This is a genomic window from Planococcus koreensis (assembly GCF_004761975.1).
GTDB classification, from domain to species: domain Bacteria; phylum Bacillota; class Bacilli; order Bacillales_A; family Planococcaceae; genus Planococcus; species Planococcus koreensis.
In genome coordinates, this window is record NZ_RQII01000028.1 from 26,199 (window position 1) to 44,510 (window position 18,312).

General features: G+C 52.4%; 20 protein-coding genes. 6 read left to right on the forward strand and 14 right to left on the reverse strand.

What is annotated here, in order from left to right; all coding sequences use genetic code 11:
• Window positions 1–7 precede the first annotated feature (7 nt).
• From larA to EGV91_RS06845, 3 genes are all read right to left on the reverse strand, one after another.
• Complete coding sequence (larA, locus tag EGV91_RS06835) at window positions 8–1,288, reverse strand: nickel-dependent lactate racemase (protein WP_135501997.1); 1,281 nt, start codon at window positions 1,286–1,288, stop codon at window positions 8–10.
• Window positions 1,289–1,374: 86 nt separating this feature from the next.
• Entirely contained in the window at window positions 1,375–2,499 is a 1,125-nt protein-coding gene (locus EGV91_RS06840) for a 2-keto-3-deoxygluconate permease (RefSeq protein ID WP_135501999.1), read from the reverse strand.
• Complete coding sequence (locus EGV91_RS06845) at window positions 2,496–3,656, reverse strand: glycerate kinase (RefSeq protein WP_135502001.1); 1,161 nt, start codon at window positions 3,654–3,656, stop codon at window positions 2,496–2,498. The genes EGV91_RS06840 and EGV91_RS06845 overlap by 4 nt, the downstream gene beginning before the upstream one ends.
• A 143-nt stretch (window positions 3,657–3,799) precedes the next feature.
• Here EGV91_RS06845 and EGV91_RS06850 point away from each other — a divergent pair, with 143 nt between their 5' ends.
• Window positions 3,800–4,897, forward strand: coding sequence for a CdaR family transcriptional regulator (locus tag EGV91_RS06850; RefSeq protein WP_135502002.1), 1,098 nt, complete (start codon window positions 3,800–3,802; stop codon window positions 4,895–4,897).
• Between the two features lie 43 nt (window positions 4,898–4,940).
• Here the strand turns inward: EGV91_RS06850 and EGV91_RS06855 are convergent, their stop codons facing one another.
• Window positions 4,941–5,627: a FusB/FusC family EF-G-binding protein gene (locus EGV91_RS06855; RefSeq protein WP_135502004.1), complete on the reverse strand. Its 687-nt coding sequence runs from the start codon at window positions 5,625–5,627 to the stop codon at window positions 4,941–4,943.
• Window positions 5,628–5,830: 203 nt separating this feature from the next.
• Here EGV91_RS06855 and EGV91_RS06860 point away from each other — a divergent pair, with 203 nt between their 5' ends.
• The 3 genes from EGV91_RS06860 (at window position 5,831) to EGV91_RS06870 (ending at window position 7,272) form a co-directional block, all read left to right on the forward strand.
• Entirely contained in the window at window positions 5,831–6,358 is a 528-nt protein-coding gene (locus EGV91_RS06860; protein WP_135502006.1) for a DUF6241 domain-containing protein, read from the forward strand.
• A gap of 214 nt (window positions 6,359–6,572) precedes the next feature.
• Entirely contained in the window at window positions 6,573–7,052 is a 480-nt protein-coding gene (locus tag EGV91_RS06865; protein WP_135502008.1) for a DUF2975 domain-containing protein, read from the forward strand.
• Between the two features lies 1 nt (window position 7,053).
• Window positions 7,054–7,272 carry a helix-turn-helix domain-containing protein gene (locus EGV91_RS06870; RefSeq protein ID WP_135502010.1) on the forward strand — a complete coding sequence of 73 codons (219 nt, stop codon included), beginning with the start codon at window positions 7,054–7,056 and terminating at the stop codon, window positions 7,270–7,272.
• 48 nt (window positions 7,273–7,320) lie between these two features.
• Here the strand turns inward: EGV91_RS06870 and EGV91_RS06875 are convergent, their stop codons facing one another.
• The 10 genes from EGV91_RS06875 to EGV91_RS06915 all read right to left on the reverse strand — a co-directional run bounded on the left by EGV91_RS06875 (window position 7,321) and on the right by EGV91_RS06915 (window position 17,337).
• Entirely contained in the window at window positions 7,321–8,361 is a 1,041-nt protein-coding gene (locus tag EGV91_RS06875) for a LacI family DNA-binding transcriptional regulator (RefSeq protein WP_135502012.1), read from the reverse strand.
• On the reverse strand, window positions 8,358–9,206 hold the full coding sequence (locus EGV91_RS06880) for an HpcH/HpaI aldolase/citrate lyase family protein (RefSeq protein ID WP_135502014.1): 849 nt from the start codon (window positions 9,204–9,206) through the stop codon (window positions 8,358–8,360). The genes EGV91_RS06875 and EGV91_RS06880 overlap by 4 nt, the downstream gene beginning before the upstream one ends.
• A 15-nt stretch (window positions 9,207–9,221) precedes the next feature.
• The gene (locus EGV91_RS06885; RefSeq protein WP_135502016.1) at window positions 9,222–10,424 is read right to left on the reverse strand and encodes a CaiB/BaiF CoA transferase family protein; all 1,203 of its coding nucleotides are present in this window, start codon (window positions 10,422–10,424) and stop codon (window positions 9,222–9,224) included.
• Between the two features lie 168 nt (window positions 10,425–10,592).
• Window positions 10,593–11,693 (reverse strand): tartrate dehydrogenase, encoded by a 1,101-nt coding sequence (locus EGV91_RS06890; protein WP_135502018.1) that lies wholly within the window; start codon window positions 11,691–11,693, stop codon window positions 10,593–10,595.
• Between the two features lie 217 nt (window positions 11,694–11,910).
• Complete coding sequence (locus EGV91_RS06895; RefSeq protein WP_241666128.1) at window positions 11,911–12,660, reverse strand: GntR family transcriptional regulator; 750 nt, start codon at window positions 12,658–12,660, stop codon at window positions 11,911–11,913.
• Window positions 12,661–12,809: 149 nt separating this feature from the next.
• A complete protein-coding gene (locus tag EGV91_RS06900; protein WP_135502020.1) occupies window positions 12,810–13,778 on the reverse strand; it encodes an aldo/keto reductase in 969 nt (322 codons plus the stop codon).
• A gap of 52 nt (window positions 13,779–13,830) precedes the next feature.
• The gene (locus EGV91_RS06905; protein WP_277751539.1) at window positions 13,831–14,661 is read right to left on the reverse strand and encodes an MFS transporter; all 831 of its coding nucleotides are present in this window, start codon (window positions 14,659–14,661) and stop codon (window positions 13,831–13,833) included.
• Window positions 14,637–15,083: an MFS transporter gene (locus tag EGV91_RS17470; protein WP_277751540.1), complete on the reverse strand. Its 447-nt coding sequence runs from the start codon at window positions 15,081–15,083 to the stop codon at window positions 14,637–14,639. Before EGV91_RS17470 ends, EGV91_RS06905 begins: the two co-directional genes overlap by 25 nt.
• Before the next feature lie 407 nt (window positions 15,084–15,490).
• Window positions 15,491–16,987, reverse strand: coding sequence for an amidase family protein (locus EGV91_RS06910; protein WP_135502022.1), 1,497 nt, complete (start codon window positions 16,985–16,987; stop codon window positions 15,491–15,493).
• 113 nt (window positions 16,988–17,100) lie between these two features.
• Window positions 17,101–17,337, reverse strand: coding sequence for a hypothetical protein (locus tag EGV91_RS06915; RefSeq protein WP_135502024.1), 237 nt, complete (start codon window positions 17,335–17,337; stop codon window positions 17,101–17,103).
• Between the two features lie 142 nt (window positions 17,338–17,479).
• Here EGV91_RS06915 and EGV91_RS06920 point away from each other — a divergent pair, with 142 nt between their 5' ends.
• A complete protein-coding gene (locus EGV91_RS06920) occupies window positions 17,480–17,836 on the forward strand; it encodes a hypothetical protein (RefSeq protein ID WP_135502026.1) in 357 nt (118 codons plus the stop codon).
• A 122-nt stretch (window positions 17,837–17,958) separates the two neighbouring features.
• Window positions 17,959–18,291, forward strand: coding sequence for a hypothetical protein (locus EGV91_RS06925; RefSeq protein WP_135502028.1), 333 nt, complete (start codon window positions 17,959–17,961; stop codon window positions 18,289–18,291).
• Window positions 18,292–18,312 lie beyond the last annotated feature (21 nt).

The window sequence follows — 18,312 nt, forward strand, 5'->3', positions numbered from 1 at the left end:
TGTGGTTTTATTTTTGTACCAACGCTTGTTCTTCTACATATGGAATCGTCAACGGGCCGAGCGGCAGGACTGCAATCGTCATGTTCTCGCCGTATTTCTTCTTCAGTTCCTCGATGGTCGCTTCGATATTATGGGTCGGCTTGAGCATCGCGCTTTCCACTTGTTCGTCGGTCAGCTTCGAGTAGACGAAAACGTCCGCCCATACCTGGATAACGGCCTGCTTCTGCACTTGCCACTGGTCGAACACTTTGAATTCCGGGTTATTGATCATATCAAGCAGTTCTTGCGGCGAATTTGCCATGCCGAAGATTCCCTTGTAATTGCCGTGGTCCGGCAGCCCATCCGAACATTCGGACGCGATGATGATCGAACCGCCTTCTTTGACGATTTTATGGGCCGCACTCATGCCTTTGACCGCCTGGTACAGGTTCTGGTCGAGCGGGTAGCCTGAATTGGATGCGATGACGACGTCAAAACGCTCGTCGCAGCGCAGCATGGCATGCTCTTTGGCAAACGCACAGCCTTGGTCGTGCGCTTCGTAAAGCTCGCCGGCAAAAATGGCCGTGATGTCTTTCTCCCGGTTCAATGTCACGTTGAGCATGAAATCCGGTTTGCACATGCCGTTAATCTCGCGTGTCATGTCCTGTACGGGGTTGTTGACCATATTGCCCCACGTCGCGAGCGGGTCGCCGATCATCCGGGCGTTATGGAACGTCATGATCGTTTCGATGCCGGCGATGCCGGGCATCATGCCTTTCGGTCCGCCGGAGAAGCCCGCAAAGAAATGGGGTTCAATAAAACCGGTGACGATTTTGAAATCCGATTCGACATAATCCTTGTTGAGGTAGACATCGCAGCCGAAGCGGCTGTGGCCAACCTTGACAAGCGTTTCTTTGTCGTGGCAATGGTTGTTGACGATGCGGATATTATCGACCACCCATTCGCCGAGCATGCCGACGAATTCTTCACGGGTCTGGTCGCGATGCGTGCCCGTTCCGTTGATGACGACGAAGTTCTCAAGCGGCACGTGGTTCAGTTCTTCAATCAATGCCGGAACCAGGATGTGGTTCGGCGTCGGCCGCGTGATGTCGGAAATGACGATCGACACCGTATCGGTCGCTTTCACCGACTCGCGCAGCGGCTGGGAGTTGATGGGATTGCGCAGCGCCTGGCGGATCGCTTCTTTATGGTCTTCCATTTTCGGCAGGTTTTTCGGTTCGATGATGAATGCATGGTCGGGCAGATCCAGGACCAGCCCGTCTTTTCCGTAAAGCAGATCTGTTTTCATGGGAAACCCTCACTTTTCGTCAGATTTGGTGCAGGTGCAGATAACACGTTATCCCCCTATCGGAAAATAGGGGGATAATTCTATGCTTAAAGTTCTGTGACTTCTTTGGTTTTGGTTTTCTTGCGGTCAGAATCAACTTCGTCAAGCGTACCGTCGATGCCCCGTTTGCGCTGGTATCTGTCAATCAGGATAACCCCGAGCGGGCACAGCAATGCAGTGGTGATCGTCGAAATGGAAATTTGGGCCGTCGCAATCGGAACGATGCTTTCAAGCTGCGCGTATTCCGCCGCTGACATCGCCCCTGAACTTACCGCTACTGCCGCAGCTGCCAGGATGGCCGCAGGAGTGGCCGCAGCATTCCCTGCCGTAGACGATTCCGCGATTGGTGCGATAAAGCTTTTCTCTTTGAAAATCTTGAATGCCAGGATGCCAAGTCCGGCAGTGACGAAAAACGTCAAGAACGCAAGTGCAAGTCCGCCGGCAAGTACTTCCGGATTAAAGAAGTTGGCCAAGTTCATGCCCGCTCCCAGCGCGAATGCGAAGAACGGGATCGGCAGCGTTTCGCCCGGCTTCAGGAATTCGCGGATTTTTGGATCCAGATTCCCTAAAATCATGCCGATTGCAAGCGGCAAAAGAACCGCGATAAAGGAGATGACAGGGAAAGCAGTTCCCATCAGGCCAAGTGCCACTAAGGTGAAGAACGGGCCGTCATTAAGCGACAGAATCGACAAGCCGCCGACGTCCGAACGGTTGCCGTATTGTCCGGTCAAAGCTGCATATAACCCGCCGTTGCTGTTTGTCATGCCGGCAATGATGGCCAGTGTCGAGAGGCCGAGAAGGCCATGCCACGGATCAAAGAAGAATCCGAATGCCACCCCGACGACAACACCGCCAAGGTATTTGGAGCCCGTTAAAATGGCTCCTTTTTTCAGTGCTTTGGCACCGACTTTCATGTTCATCTGGCTGCCGATCGAGAACAGGAACAACGCGATCAGCACGAGCGCGCCGTCTTTGAATAATTCCTGGGAGAACCCGCCGATGCGCAGGAACTCGTAAAATCCTTCATCCGTAGGTGCGGCGCCAAGTGCTTTCAAAATGGTTTGCACAAAAGGCAAATGAAGCTGGTCAATCGTGTTCAATGTCGCACCCAGTAATAACGGCACGATCATCAAGCCGCCCGGTACTTTCTCAATCGTATCTTTTATTCTCATACCAATAACCTCCCCTGTTGTGTAACGCTTTGGTGAAAATAAGCCCGAACAATCTGTTCTGCTGCATTTTCAATCAATTCTGCGGCCCCTTCGATCGCCTGTTTCAGCGTCATCGGGCCGTTAACGATGCTGTGGATGCTGACGACACCGAAATCGTGCAGCGCTTCTGCGCCTTTTCCGACCGAACCCGCGATGATGATCGTTGGCACCCCTTGGTCTTTTGCACGTTCCGCAACCCCCATCGGCGTTTTGCCGAAGGTCGTCTGGCTGTCCACTTGGCCTTCGCCGGTAAGGACGAGGTCCGTATTTTCCAATTCTTCGTTCAAGCCGATATAATCCAATACGACGTCAACGCCGCGCTTCATCTTGCTCGGAAAGAATGCCTGGAAAGCGCCTCCGATGCCGCCTGCTGCGCCTGCGCCCGGCTGTCCATGAAGCGACGTGCCGGTCTTTTTGTAGATCTGGTCAGCCCAATGCGCCATGTAACAATCAAGCGTTTCGACCACTTCCGGTGATGCGCCTTTTTGCGGCCCGAACACATGCGATGCGCCTTCGGGTCCGATCATGGGATTCTGGACATCCGAGGCGATGGTGAACTGGCTTCGGGAGATGCGTTTGTCAAAAGAAGCAAGGTCGATCGCCTCGACTTTGTTCAATGCGCCCCCGCCGAAACCGATGTCCCGGCCATCAGCGTCCAATAAGCGCATGCCAAGTGCCTGCAGCATTCCGGCGCCGCCGTCATTGGTCGCCGAACCCCCAAGTCCGATGATGAATGACGTGAAGCCGGCATCAAGAGCGCTGCGAATCAATTCGCCGGTGCCGTATGTCGTCGCTGTCAGCGGCGACAATTGCCCTTCCGGCACGAGGTGAAGGCCTGACGCCGAAGCCATTTCGACAACACAGGTCTTGCCGTCGCCCAATACGCCATACGCCGCTTCGACCTGATTTTGCAGCGGCCCGGTCACGGTCACTTTCTGTATCCTGCCGCCGGTTGCCGCGACCAATGTTTCCATGGTCCCTTCACCGCCGTCTCCGATCGGCAGCAGCACGGTTTCGGCACCCGCAAAGGCTTTCTTGATGCCTTTGTCGATTGCCTGTGCCGCTTCGACCGCCGTCAAACTCCCTTTAAATGAATCCGGAGCTATTATGATCTTCATCAAATCCCCCTTCCGAAAGCGCTTCCACTAACTTAGTCTAAATTATATGAATATTGACTCCTTTCGTCTATGGTTATAACATATAAAGATAAAGCGGTTTCATTCCGTTAAATTGTACGAACCAAACAAAAGGTGGATAAATTATGCAAATGCTCAACCAGAAAATGGCAAACGACATTGTTCGAGAGACTTCCCTGCGCCTGCACCGCAACGTCAACATTATGAATACGGAAGGCCGCATCATCGCCGCTCTGGACAAATCACGCATCGGCGCGGTCCACGAAGGCGCACGCCAAGTGCTCGCTACCGGGCAGTCGCTGGCAATCGCCGAAGGCCAGGAATGGGAAGGCGCACAGCCCGGCGTCAACTTGCCGCTCATCTTTATGGGCGAGCTGATCGGCGTCATCGGCATCACCGGAGCCCCGGAAGAGCTCGAAGACATCGGCGAATTGGTGAAGATGACGACCGAGCTGATGATCCGCCAAGCTTTCCTCGACTCCCAGATGGAATGGCAGCAGCGCACCAAAGAAATGATCATCGACCAATTGCTGAGAAAAGATCCGTCGGTCACTACCGTCGAAGAAAACCTGGAACTATTGGGCCTGCGCCTTGAACCGCCGTTTACGTCCGTCATCATCCAGTTCACCGAACGCGAGACTGCCAACCGCATCCTGATCCAGCAAGTGGAAAAAGCCATCGGCACCGGAATCGCCAGTTTTATCAACGTCAACCGCCTCGTCGTCATCCTCAGCGGCGTCGAACCAGAAGCTGTCGATGGCCAAGTCCAAGCGCTTCATGCGCTGCTGAAAAAACTCGACCTCCAGTTCCGGATGTCGTATAGCCTGCCCTATCACCATCTGCGCAAATTCAGCCAGTCCTACGAAGACTGCGAAATCACGCTCGAAATCAGCGGTTCAGGCAAAGAGCTGACGTCGTTCGCCTACATCGAGCTGAAATCGCTGTTCTACCAAGTGGACGAAACGGTCGCCGAACGCTTTGCGCACCGCGTCCTGAAAAACTTGGACAAGACGAAAGCCGAAACACTGGAATCGTTCTTCGCCAATAATCTCAACATCCAAAAGACGGCGGATGATTTGTTCCTGCACCGCAATACGCTCATCTACCGCCTGAAAAAAATTGTCGACGAGACCGGCTACGACCCGAAGAATTTCAAAGACGCGCTGATCTTGCAGGCGGCGCTGTGGATTTTCCAGAAATGGGAACGCAAATCCATGTCCTGAAATGCAAAAAAGCTTTCCGTTTTTCGGAAAGCTTTTTTCGCCTTTATTTTTGCAGGCGCGCCGTGAAATCCGACAGGCGCTCGAGCGTGTTGATGTTGCGGTTGCATACCGCGTTGTCCATGCAGATGTAATTTCCCCGTTTGACGAATTGGTCCTGTCCGGAGCTTTTCGTGCGGGCGGTGAACAAGCCCACTTCACTGTGGCGGTTGCAGATGGCGCAGACGCCTTTTTTCCCGCTGCGCGACAGCGTCCCGGAGACGCCTTCGAGCCGGCCGTCTTTCTGGGTCACGAGGTACATCAAGTTCGAACTTTCGGTCCACGCCAAATACGACATTTTGCTGAAGTCGACGGTTTCAGGCTTCGGCCCTTTGAGCTTTTTCGCTTTCGGGAACAGTTTCGCAAGGGCTTCGCTGGCGGCTGCAGGGAATGGAATGATATACGGCACGAGCGCTTCGAGGAACGCTTCGGCGTCCGCCGATTCCTTCACTGCTGCCAGCGGTCCCAGCACCGTCTTCTGTTCTTCGGTCAGCGCAGGGAATAGCTTGAAGACTTTCTCGTGCGCCAGATGCCGCAGCACGCTCAATACCTCGGCGTCGTTGCCCGTCGCCTGTCCCGTGACCAGGATTGCGGCCTGGTCTTTGATGAAATTGAATTGGTCGTTGCGGATGAACGCTTCCGGACGTTCCGAGCCGCCGCCGGTTTTATCGGTCGTTTCTTTGACATGTATCATAATTAGCCACTCCTTATCGCGTAAGATGAAGTTTGTAAGGAAGCAAAGGATCGGACGGAGCTCTCCCTTTTCATTTCATCATACTCGAATTGACTGTCAATTTCCATTTGCGCAAACCTTGTCCTTTTTATGGAAGATTATTGCCATCCAGTAATTTACAGGCCATAATTAACAGCATACACACCAGTTAAAGGAGCGATTCGATGAAACAAACAGCAGCAGCGGCTTTCATCAGCCTCGGCGTCTTGGCATTGCTCGCTGTCGGCGGGTTCCTGCTGATTCAGAACGGCTCTTCCAATGAAGACGAAGCACCAGCACCAATTCGGACTACTGGAAATTCTGCACCGCAGCCGGCAGCTGCCCCTGCTTCGCAGGAAGAGTTCACCGGCAGTTCAAAGAGCCCTGTCCAGCTTTCCAGCGATATGAGCGATTACGAAATGCAATTATACCTTCACGAAATGACGCATAATAAAGTCTACGCCGATGTTAAATTCGGCTCCCGGCCTTTGACGGCGGACAGTGTGGCGAAGCTGATCGAGATTGTGCAGGCCAACAGCTACCAGGACGAGAAATTCTACCTGGAGACGCTCAACGCCTGGCAGGAAGGCAATTTCTCCAATGCGGTCGACGTCCACAACACGATCTGGAGCTGGCACGGCGGAACCATCGGCAAAGCCACGCGGCTGATGACAGACCAGGAAGAACAGGAATACGCCAATATGCGCCACTAAGCGCAGGTGAAGCATTTCCCGAAAGAGAGGAAATGCTTTTTATTTGAGTGAAAAAATATATTTTGTTTATAAACAACATTTATTTATTGATAAACGATATATTTTGGGGTATGATTTAATCAAAGACAGGGCAGGGGAAATTCGGCCAGTCGCGCAGATGATGTGCTGGCAGCTGTTCCCCCGCTTAACTATGATTTGAAACGAGGTGCTTTACATGAAACGGGAAACACTTTTTTTGAAGGCGGTACTCGTCTTGATGGCGCTGCCGGTTCTGGCGGTGTGCATATTCGTCGTGCCTCCGATATCGGAGTTCGCCGGCGAATTGATCGATGGGGTGCCTTTTGTGCAATACTTCTTCATGGCGGCGCTTTACGCGACGGCCGTTGCGTATTTCGTGGCGCTATACCAGACCTTGAAGCTGCTCGGCTATATCGACCGCAATATCGCTTTCTCAGAGCTGTCGGTCAAAGCCCTGAAGAACATCAAACGCTGCGCACTGGCCATTACTGGCTTGTATGTATTGTGCCTGCCGATTATTCTGTATGTGGCACAAGTTGATGACGCTCCGGGCCTCGGCGGGCTTGGCCTCGTCATCACATTCGGCGCATTGGTCATCGCGGTTTTCGCAGCGGTGCTCCAGAAACTGCTGCAGAATGCCATCGAGTTAAAATCTGAAAATGATTTGACGGTCTGAGGTGAATGATATGGCGATAATTATCAATATTGACGTAATGCTGGCCAAGAGAAAAATGAGTGTAACCGAGCTGTCTGAGCGGGTCGGAATCACGATGGCCAACCTTTCCATTCTGAAAAACGGCAAAGCGAAAGCGATACGCTTTTCCACGCTGGAAGCCATTTGCAAGGCATTGGATTGCCAGCCCGGCGATATTTTGGAATACAAAGAAAGCGAATGAACACAGGAAAAGGCCCGACCGGCAGAGGTTGGGCCTTTTTGATGCCATTTATTGAAGGATTTCGCCGCACGACTCACGGATGACGAGCGTCGGCTCGAGCTGAACCGTTACGGGCTGCATGGTTTCGCCCCGGCGTTTCGCAGCAATTGCCAGGATGAGCCGCTCCGCCGCTTCCCGTCCCATTTCATAGGCCGGCTGCCGGATGGTGGTAAGCGGAGGATTCAAATGCTTCGACCATTCGGTTTCATCGTAGCCGAGCAATGCAATATCCTGCGGCACGGCGATGTTCAATGTACCGAGGGCGTCAAGGATCTCGAGCGTCAGCCGATTATTGGTCGACAGGATGGCATCCGGCTTGCCGCTCCCTGACAGCAATTGCTTCATCGCGGCCAGGCAATCTTCTTTGGTTTCGACGATTTTGATCAGTGCCGGATCTGTTTCGAGCCCATGCGCCGCTAACGCCTGCTTATAGCCTTCGAGCCGCTCTTGCCGGGGGCTGATGCCGTTTGCCGGATACAGGAAAATGGCGATGCGGTTTTTCCCGAGCGCCGCGAGGTGGGAAACAGCAAGCATCGTCCCTTTGAAATTATCAGCAACGACCGTGTCGACTTCGACGCCCTTCACCCGCCTGTTCAAAAAGACGAGCGGGAACGCTTCTGCAGCGAGCGCAGCAAATAACGGATTGTCCTCGGATGCCGGATTGATGATGATGCCATCGAGCTGCCGCATCAAAAATTCCTTGATGTTCTTGCCTTCTTTCTCCGGATCGTCCCGTGAATTCAAGATCAGCAAGCTATAGCCCGCTTCCTGGCAGGCATCCTCGATTCCTTCCAGCACCATCAGCCAAAACGGATTTTGCAGATCGGACAAAATCAGCCCGATGGAATCGGTCTTCATTTGCTTCAATCCGCGCGCCAGTGCATTGGGGCGGTAATCGAGCGCATCGATGGCATCCTGCACCTTCCGCCTCGTGGCATCGGCAATGTAATCGGTGTTGTTCATCACGCGGGAAACGGTGGAAATCGACACCCCCGCCTGCCTGGCGACATCTTCGATCGTCAGCTTGCGCTTTGCCGGAATGTCCGTCATGCCCCAGCCACCAATCCGTACCGCTCGGCAGCTGCGTAAATCTGTTTGGCTTTCTCGATTACCGGACGATCGACCATTTTGCCGTCGAGCATAAAGACGCCGGCGCCTTTCGCTTCGTTGTCGGCATGCCACAAGACCTTCACCGCCCAGTCGATTTGTTCCTGGGACGGGCTGTAGACTCCGTGAATCGTTTCGAGCTGCTTCGGATGGATTGCCATCTGGCCATTAAAGCCGAGCGCACGCACCGATGCCGCCCGTTTCTGCAGGCTTTTGGCGTTGTGGACATCCGGAAAAACCGTATCATAGACGCCCTGTATGCCTGCCGCTTTTGCATGGGTGACGATACGTGAGCGTGCATACAGCGCTTCTAAACCCGGTTCGGTCAGCGTCAAATCCAAATCCACCGCATAATCGATGGCACCGAACGCGACACCGCTGATGTAAGGGCTGCTGAAGATGTCTTCAAGCCGGACGATGCCCACCGCAGTCTCAATCAGCACGATCAGCTCGCCTTCGCTGCCCATGCGCTGCCACGTTTCAGCCGCTTGTTCGGCACTTTCCGTTTTCGGCAGCATAATGCCTGTGACGTATTTATGCTGCGCAAGCGCGGCGTCTTCGCGGTACCATTCCGTACCGAATTGATTGATCCGCAAGAAAATCGGCGTCGCCGGCTTTTCAGCCAGTTCGTCGAGCGCCTCCGCGATGGTGTTGCGCGCGCTGGCTTTTTCGTCCGGATGCACGGCGTCTTCCAAATCCCATAGCAGCGCGTCGGCCCCGCTATTGATCGATTTCAATAAACGCTCTTTCTTCGTTCCCGGCGTAAACAATAAACTTCTATAAATCATCTTTCATCCTCCTCATCAAATGATTCCGCCATTGCGCAGCTCTTCGATTTCCGCCGGCGTCAACCCCAATTCTTCATAAACCGCCTCGTTCGACGAGCCCAGTTCCAATCCCGCATGGCGGATTTCCCCCGGTGTCCGGGAAAGCTTCGGCGCTGCGTTGAGCATTTTCACTTTGCCGAAATGCGCATCGGGCACTTCGACAATATTATTGCGATGGATGAAATGCGGATCTTCCATGATTTCCTTTACGTTGTAAACCGGCGCGATCGTCGCTTCAAAACGGATAAAGCGCTCCAGGATTTCTTCCTGCGGAAACTGTTTCATCCAATCCGCAATGATTGCTTCAAGTTCATCGGCATGCTGCAGCCGCGCCTGGTTCGTAGCGAACTTCGGATCAGCGAGCAGCTCTTCGCGGCCGATCGCTTTGAAAATCCGTTCGACAATCGCCGGCGACGTACCCGAAATGGCGAGCCATTTACCGTCCTGTGTTTCGTATAAATTCCGCGGCGCTGTCCAGCCGGTGCGGTTGCCTTTTCTTCCCGGAATGACGCCCAATTGATCGTATTCCATCACCTGGTTGCCGAGCATGCCCATCAACGCCTCGTAGATCGGCAAGTCGATCGACTGCCCTTTGCCGTCTTCCGAATGATCCCGTTCGTAGACGGCCACCATCGTGGCATATGCCCCCATCATCGCCGTCGCGTAATCGGCGAGTGCGAAGCTCGGCAGCACCGGCCCGCGGTCCGGAAAGCCGTTGACCTGCGCAAAACCCGACATCGCTTCGGCTAAGGTGCCGAATCCCGGACGCTCTTTATACGGTCCATCTTCGCCGAAGCCCGACACTTTCACCAAAATCAGGCCGGGATTGTTTTTTGCTAGCGATTCATAGGTGATGTTCCATTTCGCAAGTGTCTGCGGCCTAAAATTGGTGATCACGATATCTGCCGTCTCTGCCAATTGGTGGAACAGCTCCTGCCCTTTTGGGGTGCTGAAGTTCAGCGTAATCGGCTTTTTATTGCGCGAAACCAGCTTCCATTCAAGCGACTCGCCGTCTTTGTGGCTGCCGGCATTGCGCAGCGGATCGCCGGCCGGATGTTCCACTTTGATCACTTCGGCGCCAAAATCGCCGAGGTAAGTCGCCAGCATCGGACCTGCCAGCACCGTCGATGCATCAATGACGCGCAGCCCTTCGAGCGGCAATTTTTTCTTGTCCTCCATTTTTCCATCCCCTTATTTTTTGCCGTGATTTCTGAAAACGTTTTCAGAAGCTTTCGTCTATCATATATTTTATTCAGAAAAATGTAAATACTTTCAAAATCCATTAAAAATAGCGCAGCCGGCTGACTTTCAACCGGCTGCGCTATTATCATTTCTTCCTTATAAAAGTCAGTGTGCTTGTTCTTTCACTTTTGCCAAGTTCTGAATGATTGCGTCTGTCACTTCGACCGTATCATAGGTCCCGCCAAGGTCGCGTGTCAGGATGCCTTGCCTTGTCGTTTCTGCAATGGCGTTGTTCAAGCGGGCCGCTTCTTCTGCCAAACCCAGGTGGTCCAGCATCAGCGCCGCACTGCCAATCGTGCCGATCGGGTTGGCGACGCCTTTCCCAGCGATGTCCGGAGCAGAGCCGTGGACCGATTCAAACATGCTCGGCGTCCGCCGTTCCGGATTCAAGTTGGCGCTTGCAGCGACGCCAAGGCTTCCGGCGAGCGCGCTGCCGAGATCCGACAAAATGTCAGCAAACAGATTAGAAGCGACGACCACTTCGAGCTCTTCCGGATGCAAGACAAACTCTGCAGCCATCGCATCAACGAGCCGCTGATCTGTTTCGACATCCGGGTAATCTTTGCTGACGCGTGCAAACACTTCGTCCCACAGCACCATGCCGTATTGCTGGGCATTGCTCTTCGTGACGCTCGTCACTTTTTTCCGGTCGCGCGTCCGCGCCAAATCGAATGCAAAACGGATAATCCGCTCGCAGCCTTTTTCCGTGAACAACGCCGATTGGACAGCGACTTCATTGCCCGTGCCCCGCCCGGCAAAATTGCGTCCGCCGATCCCGGAATATTCCCCTTCTGAATTCTCGCGCACCAGCACCCAATTCAAATTGTCGACATCCGGATGATTCAGCCTTCTCGGCACCCCCGGCAAAAATTCAACCGGCCGGATATTCGCCCATTGGTCGAATCCTTGGCAGATCGCCAGGCGCAGGCCCCATAAACTGATGTGGTCCGGCACTCCCGGGAAGCCGACAGCGCCAAAGTAAATGGCATCGTGATTGCGGATCTGCTCCAAACCGTCTTCGTCCATCATTTTGCCGTTCTCCAAATAATATTCGCAGCCCCATGGAAAATAATCGCTTTCAAAAGAAAATTTGCCTTCGGATTCTTCCGCCATATGCTCCAGTACGCGCATGCCTTCCCGCACAACTTCTTTCCCAATGCCATCGCCCGGAATAACCGCTAGCCTAAATGTTTTCGCTTCGCCCATTTTCAATTCCCCCTGTCGTCGCCATCGCTGGCCGTTTGATATGTGTTACAGAGTATATTAGTTTAATGCATACGTTAATGTCAATAATATTTTAAATTTTATAAAAATAAAGTATTTATTGTTGTTAAATTTATATTTTTTAATAAATTTAAAATTAACGTATACGCAAATGACTGTTGAAATAAAATAACGGCCTGCTCCTATAAAAGGCAGGCCGTTATTTATTGACGATTTCGGTATTATTGATTTCATCAAGCACTTCGAGAATTTCCTTCTGTGCGCGTTTTCGGTGGGATTCGATCAGCATGCTTGCAGCTTTGCCGTCTTTTGCCCGCATGCAGAAAACAATCGCTTTATGTTCAGTAATCGATTGCAGCAGAATTGGCCGCTTCTCGATTGTAAACAGCCTTGCCCGGTAAGATTGATCCGCAAAGCTGTCGATGACAGCTTTCAGGCGTTTATTATGGGCATAGTCAATAATCGCCGTGTGAAACAAATCATCCAGCAGCGACCATTGTTTCAAATCTTCATTCAGCAAAGCCACTTGCTGTTCCTCGATGATGGCATCCAGATGGTCCAGCTCAGCGTCAGTGGCGTTTTCGGTTGCTGTTTCGATAGCCAAACTGTCCAGCGTCGTGATGATTTCATAGACTTCTTTCAAATCTTTCTGCTCGATTGGCGCTACAATAAAACCTCTCCGCGGAACCAGACGCAAAACGCCTTCGAGTTCCAATCTCACCAGCGCTTCCCGGACAGGCGTGCGGCTCATCTGCAGGGCTTCACTGATTTCGCGTTCCAGCAGGGCTGTGCCCGGCGGCAGGATCAAATCCCGAATGGCGAGCCGAATCGTGTGGTAGGCCCGTTGGGGAAGGCGGTATTCATCCATTCCGTTTAAATTCCGAATGAATAGCTGAAGTTCTTCTTCCATATTCATGCGCTGCTTCACTCCAAACCATTCCAGATTCACCTTTAAGCCATCTTGGCATTAGCAATGTCCATCTATTATAACGACAATGAAATTTTGTGACAACGGCAAGTGTGAATGCTCCGGGCGATTGGACGCAGAAAAAACTCCCGGCCAACAAACCAGGAGCGTCTCTTTGCAGAATCCAAAACTTATACCTCTTCCAGCCGGTCCGTTGCCGGCGGCGGAGTGATGGAAAGATTGGAAATTTCCTTGCGCCATTCCGGTGTCATATCGATGTCGAGCGCCGCAAGCGATGGTTCCAGCTGCTCCAAATTGCGTGCGCCGATAATCGGCGCGGTGACCGCCGGATTCGCCATCGTCCAGGCCACAGCGAGTGATGCCGGATGGTGGCCCTTTTCGTCCGCATGCTGCGTAAAACGGTCAGCGATGCGGTAATAGGCTTCTTCGGCATAGCGCTTTTCGTAGTTTTTCTGTTCAACGAGCCTACCCTGCTCCGGCTTTTTGCCGCTGCCGTATTTGCCGGTAAGCAAACCGCCGCCAAGTGGGCTGTATGTGATGACGCCCATGTTTTCAGCGGCGGCGAGCGGCAGGATTTCCACTTCTGCCTGGCGCTTCACCAGATTGTACATCGGCTGGACGCATTCAAAGCGCGCCAGGCTTTCTTTATAGGAAATGCCGAGTGCCGTGGCGATTTGCCAGGCCGCCCAATTGCTGACAGCCGGATACAGAATTTTCCCTTGGCGCTGGAGATCATCCATCGCCCGCAGCGTCTCCTCGATCGGCGTCTCCTGATCGAACGCATGCACAAAATAAAATTCAATGCGGTCCGTATTCAGCCGCTTCAGGCTCTTCTCGACTTCCTTGACGATGTGGCGGCGCGACAATCCGCGGTCATTGACGCCTTGGCCAGTCGGTCCATTCACTTTCGTCGTCAACACCAAGTCATCCCGGCTGTCTGCGATGCACCTTCCCAGGATTTCTTCCGCTGCGCCTTTATTGTAGACATTCGCAGAGTCAAAAAAATTGATGCCGGCTTCCCGGCAGCGATTGAACATCGCCCGTGAAGTTTCTTCATCGGCGTTGCCGCCAAATGACATCGTCCCAAAACAAAGGCTCGATACTTTAATGCCCGTTTTTCCAAGCGTCCGGTATTCCATAGACATTCCTCCATTTTAAATTAATCAAATCGAATTCTATTTCGATACTGGTTTACCCTTTCGTATATGCCTTTCCTTCTCTTTTCACAATCGCCATCGCCCACAGCAACAGGACAATGACTACTGCAAGGACAGCAGCGAGAAACAGCCAGCCGAACGTGAACGAACCGGTCACATCCACAATGTAACCGAACAGCGGCGGCCCAAGAATGACGCCCCAGGAGCCGAGCATCAGGCTGAAGCCGCTGGCGATTCCAGCCTGCTTCACTGGAACCAGCTCGGTGGCGGCGTTCATCCAGACTCCGTTGAAACCCGAAATGCAGAAACCGAAAGCGATGGTGATGGGCACCATCACCCAAAACACCGTTCCCGGCGGAAGCTGGCTGATCCCGAGCGAGATGACTATCGACAAAGCCGCAATGATGGCCATGACGATGATCCGCTTTCCTTGAAAAACATGGTCGCTGATCATCCCCCATGCGATGCGGCCGAACGAGCCGCTCACTTCTGAAATCACCAGCAGCATGCCCGCTGACACGAGACCGATGCCGATGTATTCATAAGCGAACAGCACCAAGTATGTATTCAAGATCAATTGGCTCCCGCTCAGCCCCATAGCGGCGATGCTGACCAGCACCAGCGGCTTTTCCTTGAACATCTGCAGAATCGAAGCCAGCAAACGCGCCGGCGCCTCTGCAGATTCCACTTTCGAATCGTCTTCCGGCGGGTCGGAATAAAACCGGTAAGCAAGGATACCCGTGAGGATCAGCAGCAGGCAGGCCCCAAAAAGCACCGGACGCCATCCCCAAACAGTCGCGGCCGGAAGCAGCAAAAGCGCTGCCAGGGCAGATCCCAGCGTCACGCCCATCTGTTTGATGCCCATAGCGGTTCCCCGCTTTTCAGAAAACCAGTGATGATGCCTTTATTCGATGTCGGATGCATAGCGCCATAGCCGACACCGCCCAGCACCACCAGGAACAGGACCACCGCATAGAGGGAAGTCAGCGTCATCAGGATAAAGGACACACCCAGGCATAGCGATAACAGGAACAACAGCTTTTTCGAACCGATTCGGTCCACTAAGAACCCTGCGGGAATCGCAATTGCCGATTGCCCCAAGAACAAGGCTGCAGGAAGCATGCCAATCTGCGCTTTTGTCAGCGACAAATCCTCTCCGATTAGCACACCAAGAGGAGCTAGGCTTCTCCCGATAAATGCCACCATGATCTGGGCAATCAGCAGCCACGTTAGCATGCGCCACGGATTGATGGCGAATAATGCATCTTCGCGAATGGTTTTGTTCATTTAGACTCATCTCTTTTTGCCGGCTCTGGCAGAAATCCCACTATTTCGTCGGCGGTTATTTTGGACTGGCTCCACTGGACGGCCGTATTCCGGCGTGGACATTCGGGCTTCAACAGCGCCATAGATTTTCGAAGCCACCTTTTCGTCAGTGTACGTCCATTATTGCGGACATCCCAATCGGAGTCAATTCAGTTGTTTAATTATTCTGATTAATCGTTTCACCTTTTCGGTTTTAAGGCAAAAAAAAGCAGCCTCTAGGGCTGCTTCAACTGAAAATGAAAGAACTTTTATCGATATTAATTTTAACTTTTTCCAAAGCTTAAGATATGAATTGCAATACGAACATTTCCCTTGTTCTTTTCCATAATTGAAGAGAACAACGTTTCCGGCTCACCCTCCATTCTACTCTAGCGGGAAAACACCGGGTTCCCTTTTTGTCCGACCCACAAAGCTGTCTGTTCCATCTGCAATGCCAGAGCAAGCAGTCGATGGTCCTCGCCTTTTGCAGCCATAAACTGCACGCCGATCGGCAAGCCGCCATCAGAAACATGGACCGGCACCGACATTGCCGGCTGTCCCGTCAAGTTCGCGAGTTGGGTATACGGCGTATAAGTGAGGCTCGGCAAAAACATTTCATAGATCAAGCCCTGCTGCGCATCCATCGTCTGCGCCGCCGAAAAACGTGCCAGGAGATCCGTTCGCGACGCAGTGGTATGCGTCAGCTCGCCGATTTTCGGTGCGGTATAAGCGGTGGCAGGCGTCAAATAAAAGTCGTAGCGCTGATGGAGCTCGGCCATTTTAGCAGCGGCCGTATCCCAAGAAGCCAGGCTGGCCGAATAATCAGCAGCCGATACCCTTTTGCCCGCTTCACTCAGGAGCCACGACTCGATTTCCATATCTCCAGCCTCCAATGCGCGTCCGGACATGCGGCCAAGATTGCGTGCGAGCAGCGCCATCTCCCCGCTGTTCATCAAATAATAATCCTGCATCAAGCGGATGCCGTCGATGCCATTGGATGCCTCTTCCACTTCATGCCCTTGCTGCAGCAGCCATTGGACCGTTTTCTGAAGCGCATCTTTTGCGTCCTGCGAAACGGGCGTGCCGACTGGCGAGTCGGCGGCAACGGCGATTCGCAATTTGCGTTCCGGCTGCTGCTTGAAAAGTCCGCTGTATTTCCCGGGAAATAAAGGCGTCTGGAATGCAGCTTCCGGTTGAACCGTCTGCAGCACATCCAGCAGCGCGCAACTATCACGTACCGTTCGTGTTAATGCAAAATCGATGGAAGCGCCTTGCCATTGCCGGCCAGTCCCCGGTCCGACCGGCGTCCGACCGCGTGTCGGCTTCAAGCCAAAGAGCCCGGTGAACGAAGCTGGGATGCGGATCGAACCGCCTCCATCGCTGGCACCTGCCATCGGCACAATGCCCGACGCCACAGCTGCAGCCGCACCGCCGCTTGAACCGCCTGGCGAATAATCCGGGTTCCACGGATTGCGCGATGGACCGTAAAGCTCCGGTTCGCTGATATTCTTCAAGCCGAATTCCGGCGTATTCGTATGGCCGATGAATGATAGCCCCGCTGCTCCCAACCGGGAAACGAAATGGGAATCGCGCTGCGCAACAGATCCCCCCAATAATTTCGAGCCAGCCGTCAACGGTTCTCCTGCCAGCGACTGCGAAATATTTTTAAGCGCCATTGGAACGCCACCAAAAAGGCCGTCTTGGCTTTTTGCCAATGCTGCAAAAGCTTGTTCTTGGCGCACCGAAGTGAAAGCATTCAATTCCGGTTCCAGCTGCTCAAGGCGTTCAAAGGAAAGTGCCAGCAATTCTGCCGGCGTCACTTCCTTGCTGCGCACCAATTGCGCCATTGCGGTGCCATCCAATGTTAAATAGGTCTGTAAATCCATCGTTTCCCCCGTTCCGGCTCTTTGGGCCGCATTTTTATCAATCTCTGTAAAAATCATACCATGAGTAAAAAAAGCCTTCCGCATGAACGGAAAGCTTTCCAGCAGGCAATAGGTTACTCATCATCCGGGAGTTCCATGATCTTGATCGTCTTAAAGCCGAGGATCACCTTGAAATTCAAGCCCCAATTGACTGAAATCATATCCAGCTCGGAGTCTGTGACCTTGAAATGCATGACAGTGTCGTGATCGCTATCGACGACGATATAGGCATTAGCGTTCGTAAACAGCGTGAAAGATTTATGCGCGATCAAAGTCCAGCCATGTTTCAGGCCGTGGCTCTTGTTGCCCATGGCTCTCCCCCCTTTTCTTGGATTATAGCCCATAACGGCCTCTTTGCGGAAACTTTCGGAAGAATGGTTATCTCAAAAAACTTTTCATCTCATGGTTACTCTTCTATAATGGGGAGAGTCTGAAAAAAGTAGGTTTTAATGAATGGAACAAATTTTTTGGTTTATCTATGCAGCTTTTCTCGGCACTGCGACTGTCGGCTTCATCCTCCACAGCGGGCCGTTGAATTTTCCGGTCAAGTTTGACCTCGTGGTTTCTGTCATCACCTGGATCGGCTTGTTCGGCTTTGTCACCCAAAACCAGATTTTCGAACCGATCGTCTGGAAGTTCGTCTTTTTCGGCGGCCTCGCCTGGGATATCATTTTTGCCTTCAAACTGAAAAAACAGTTTGAGCATGAGCGCGAAGAAGTCGCGGGTCCGACAGGCACGTTTTTCGTCGCGCTGTCGACTGCTCTTTTCTTAGGTCCTCTGTATTACGGCTTATTCCAATATGCATTTTAAACAAAAGGGTTTTCCGAATAAGGGAAGCCCTTTTTTATTTTGTCCGTAAAAGTGAAAATGTCATTTGTTTGTGGATCTCTATTGGAATATGATGGGGATAACAAGAATAAGGGAGCGATTGGGTGAAAAAGACGTTTTTGTATACTTTAATGCTATTGTTCCTTCTTCCTCTTTTAGCTGGCTGCAATGGACCTCCTTTGCTCAAGGGCGATTACAGCGGAATGGAAATCATCAAGCACGGTGAACTTGTGTATAAAACAAACGACGTACGCGAAACCAAAGAGCTTGTTGATATGATCAATAGGTCGAAACGCGAAGAAACTATTACACAGGAACTCCCGGAACCTGTCGGAACATTAACGTTCCATAGAGAGAGCGAAGAAATTACATTGCCGCTTTATGAAGAAGGCGTCGTGATTAATGAATATTTTGTTTATGCAAGTTTCGATTTCTAACAATCTTTAAAAAGCCGGTTC

Coding starts and splice junctions, on each gene's coding strand:
- EGV91_RS06850 (WP_135502002.1), top strand. CDS start 3,800: ATGCAAATGCTCAACCAGAAAATGGCAAACGACATTGTTCGAGAGACT.
- EGV91_RS06840 (WP_135501999.1), bottom strand. CDS start 2,499: ATGAGAATAAAAGATACGATTGAGAAAGTACCGGGCGGCTTGATGATC.
- EGV91_RS06890 (WP_135502018.1), bottom strand. CDS start 11,693: ATGGGCGAAGCGAAAACATTTAGGCTAGCGGTTATTCCGGGCGATGGC.
- EGV91_RS17470 (WP_277751540.1), bottom strand. CDS start 15,083: ATGAACAAAACCATTCGCGAAGATGCATTATTCGCCATCAATCCGTGG.
- EGV91_RS06875 (WP_135502012.1), bottom strand. CDS start 8,361: ATGACGGACATTCCGGCAAAGCGCAAGCTGACGATCGAAGATGTCGCC.
- EGV91_RS06920 (WP_135502026.1), top strand. CDS start 17,480: ATGGAACAAATTTTTTGGTTTATCTATGCAGCTTTTCTCGGCACTGCG.
- EGV91_RS06915 (WP_135502024.1), bottom strand. CDS start 17,337: ATGGGCAACAAGAGCCACGGCCTGAAACATGGCTGGACTTTGATCGCG.
- EGV91_RS06905 (WP_277751539.1), bottom strand. CDS start 14,661: ATGGGCATCAAACAGATGGGCGTGACGCTGGGATCTGCCCTGGCAGCG.
- EGV91_RS06910 (WP_135502022.1), bottom strand. CDS start 16,987: ATGGATTTACAGACCTATTTAACATTGGATGGCACCGCAATGGCGCAA.
- EGV91_RS06860 (WP_135502006.1), top strand. CDS start 5,831: ATGAAACAAACAGCAGCAGCGGCTTTCATCAGCCTCGGCGTCTTGGCA.
- EGV91_RS06885 (WP_135502016.1), bottom strand. CDS start 10,424: ATGGAGGACAAGAAAAAATTGCCGCTCGAAGGGCTGCGCGTCATTGAT.
- larA (WP_135501997.1), bottom strand. CDS start 1,288: ATGAAAACAGATCTGCTTTACGGAAAAGACGGGCTGGTCCTGGATCTG.
- EGV91_RS06845 (WP_135502001.1), bottom strand. CDS start 3,656: ATGAAGATCATAATAGCTCCGGATTCATTTAAAGGGAGTTTGACGGCG.
- EGV91_RS06900 (WP_135502020.1), bottom strand. CDS start 13,778: ATGGAATACCGGACGCTTGGAAAAACGGGCATTAAAGTATCGAGCCTT.
- EGV91_RS06855 (WP_135502004.1), bottom strand. CDS start 5,627: ATGATACATGTCAAAGAAACGACCGATAAAACCGGCGGCGGCTCGGAA.
- EGV91_RS06865 (WP_135502008.1), top strand. CDS start 6,573: ATGAAACGGGAAACACTTTTTTTGAAGGCGGTACTCGTCTTGATGGCG.
- EGV91_RS06880 (WP_135502014.1), bottom strand. CDS start 9,206: ATGATTTATAGAAGTTTATTGTTTACGCCGGGAACGAAGAAAGAGCGT.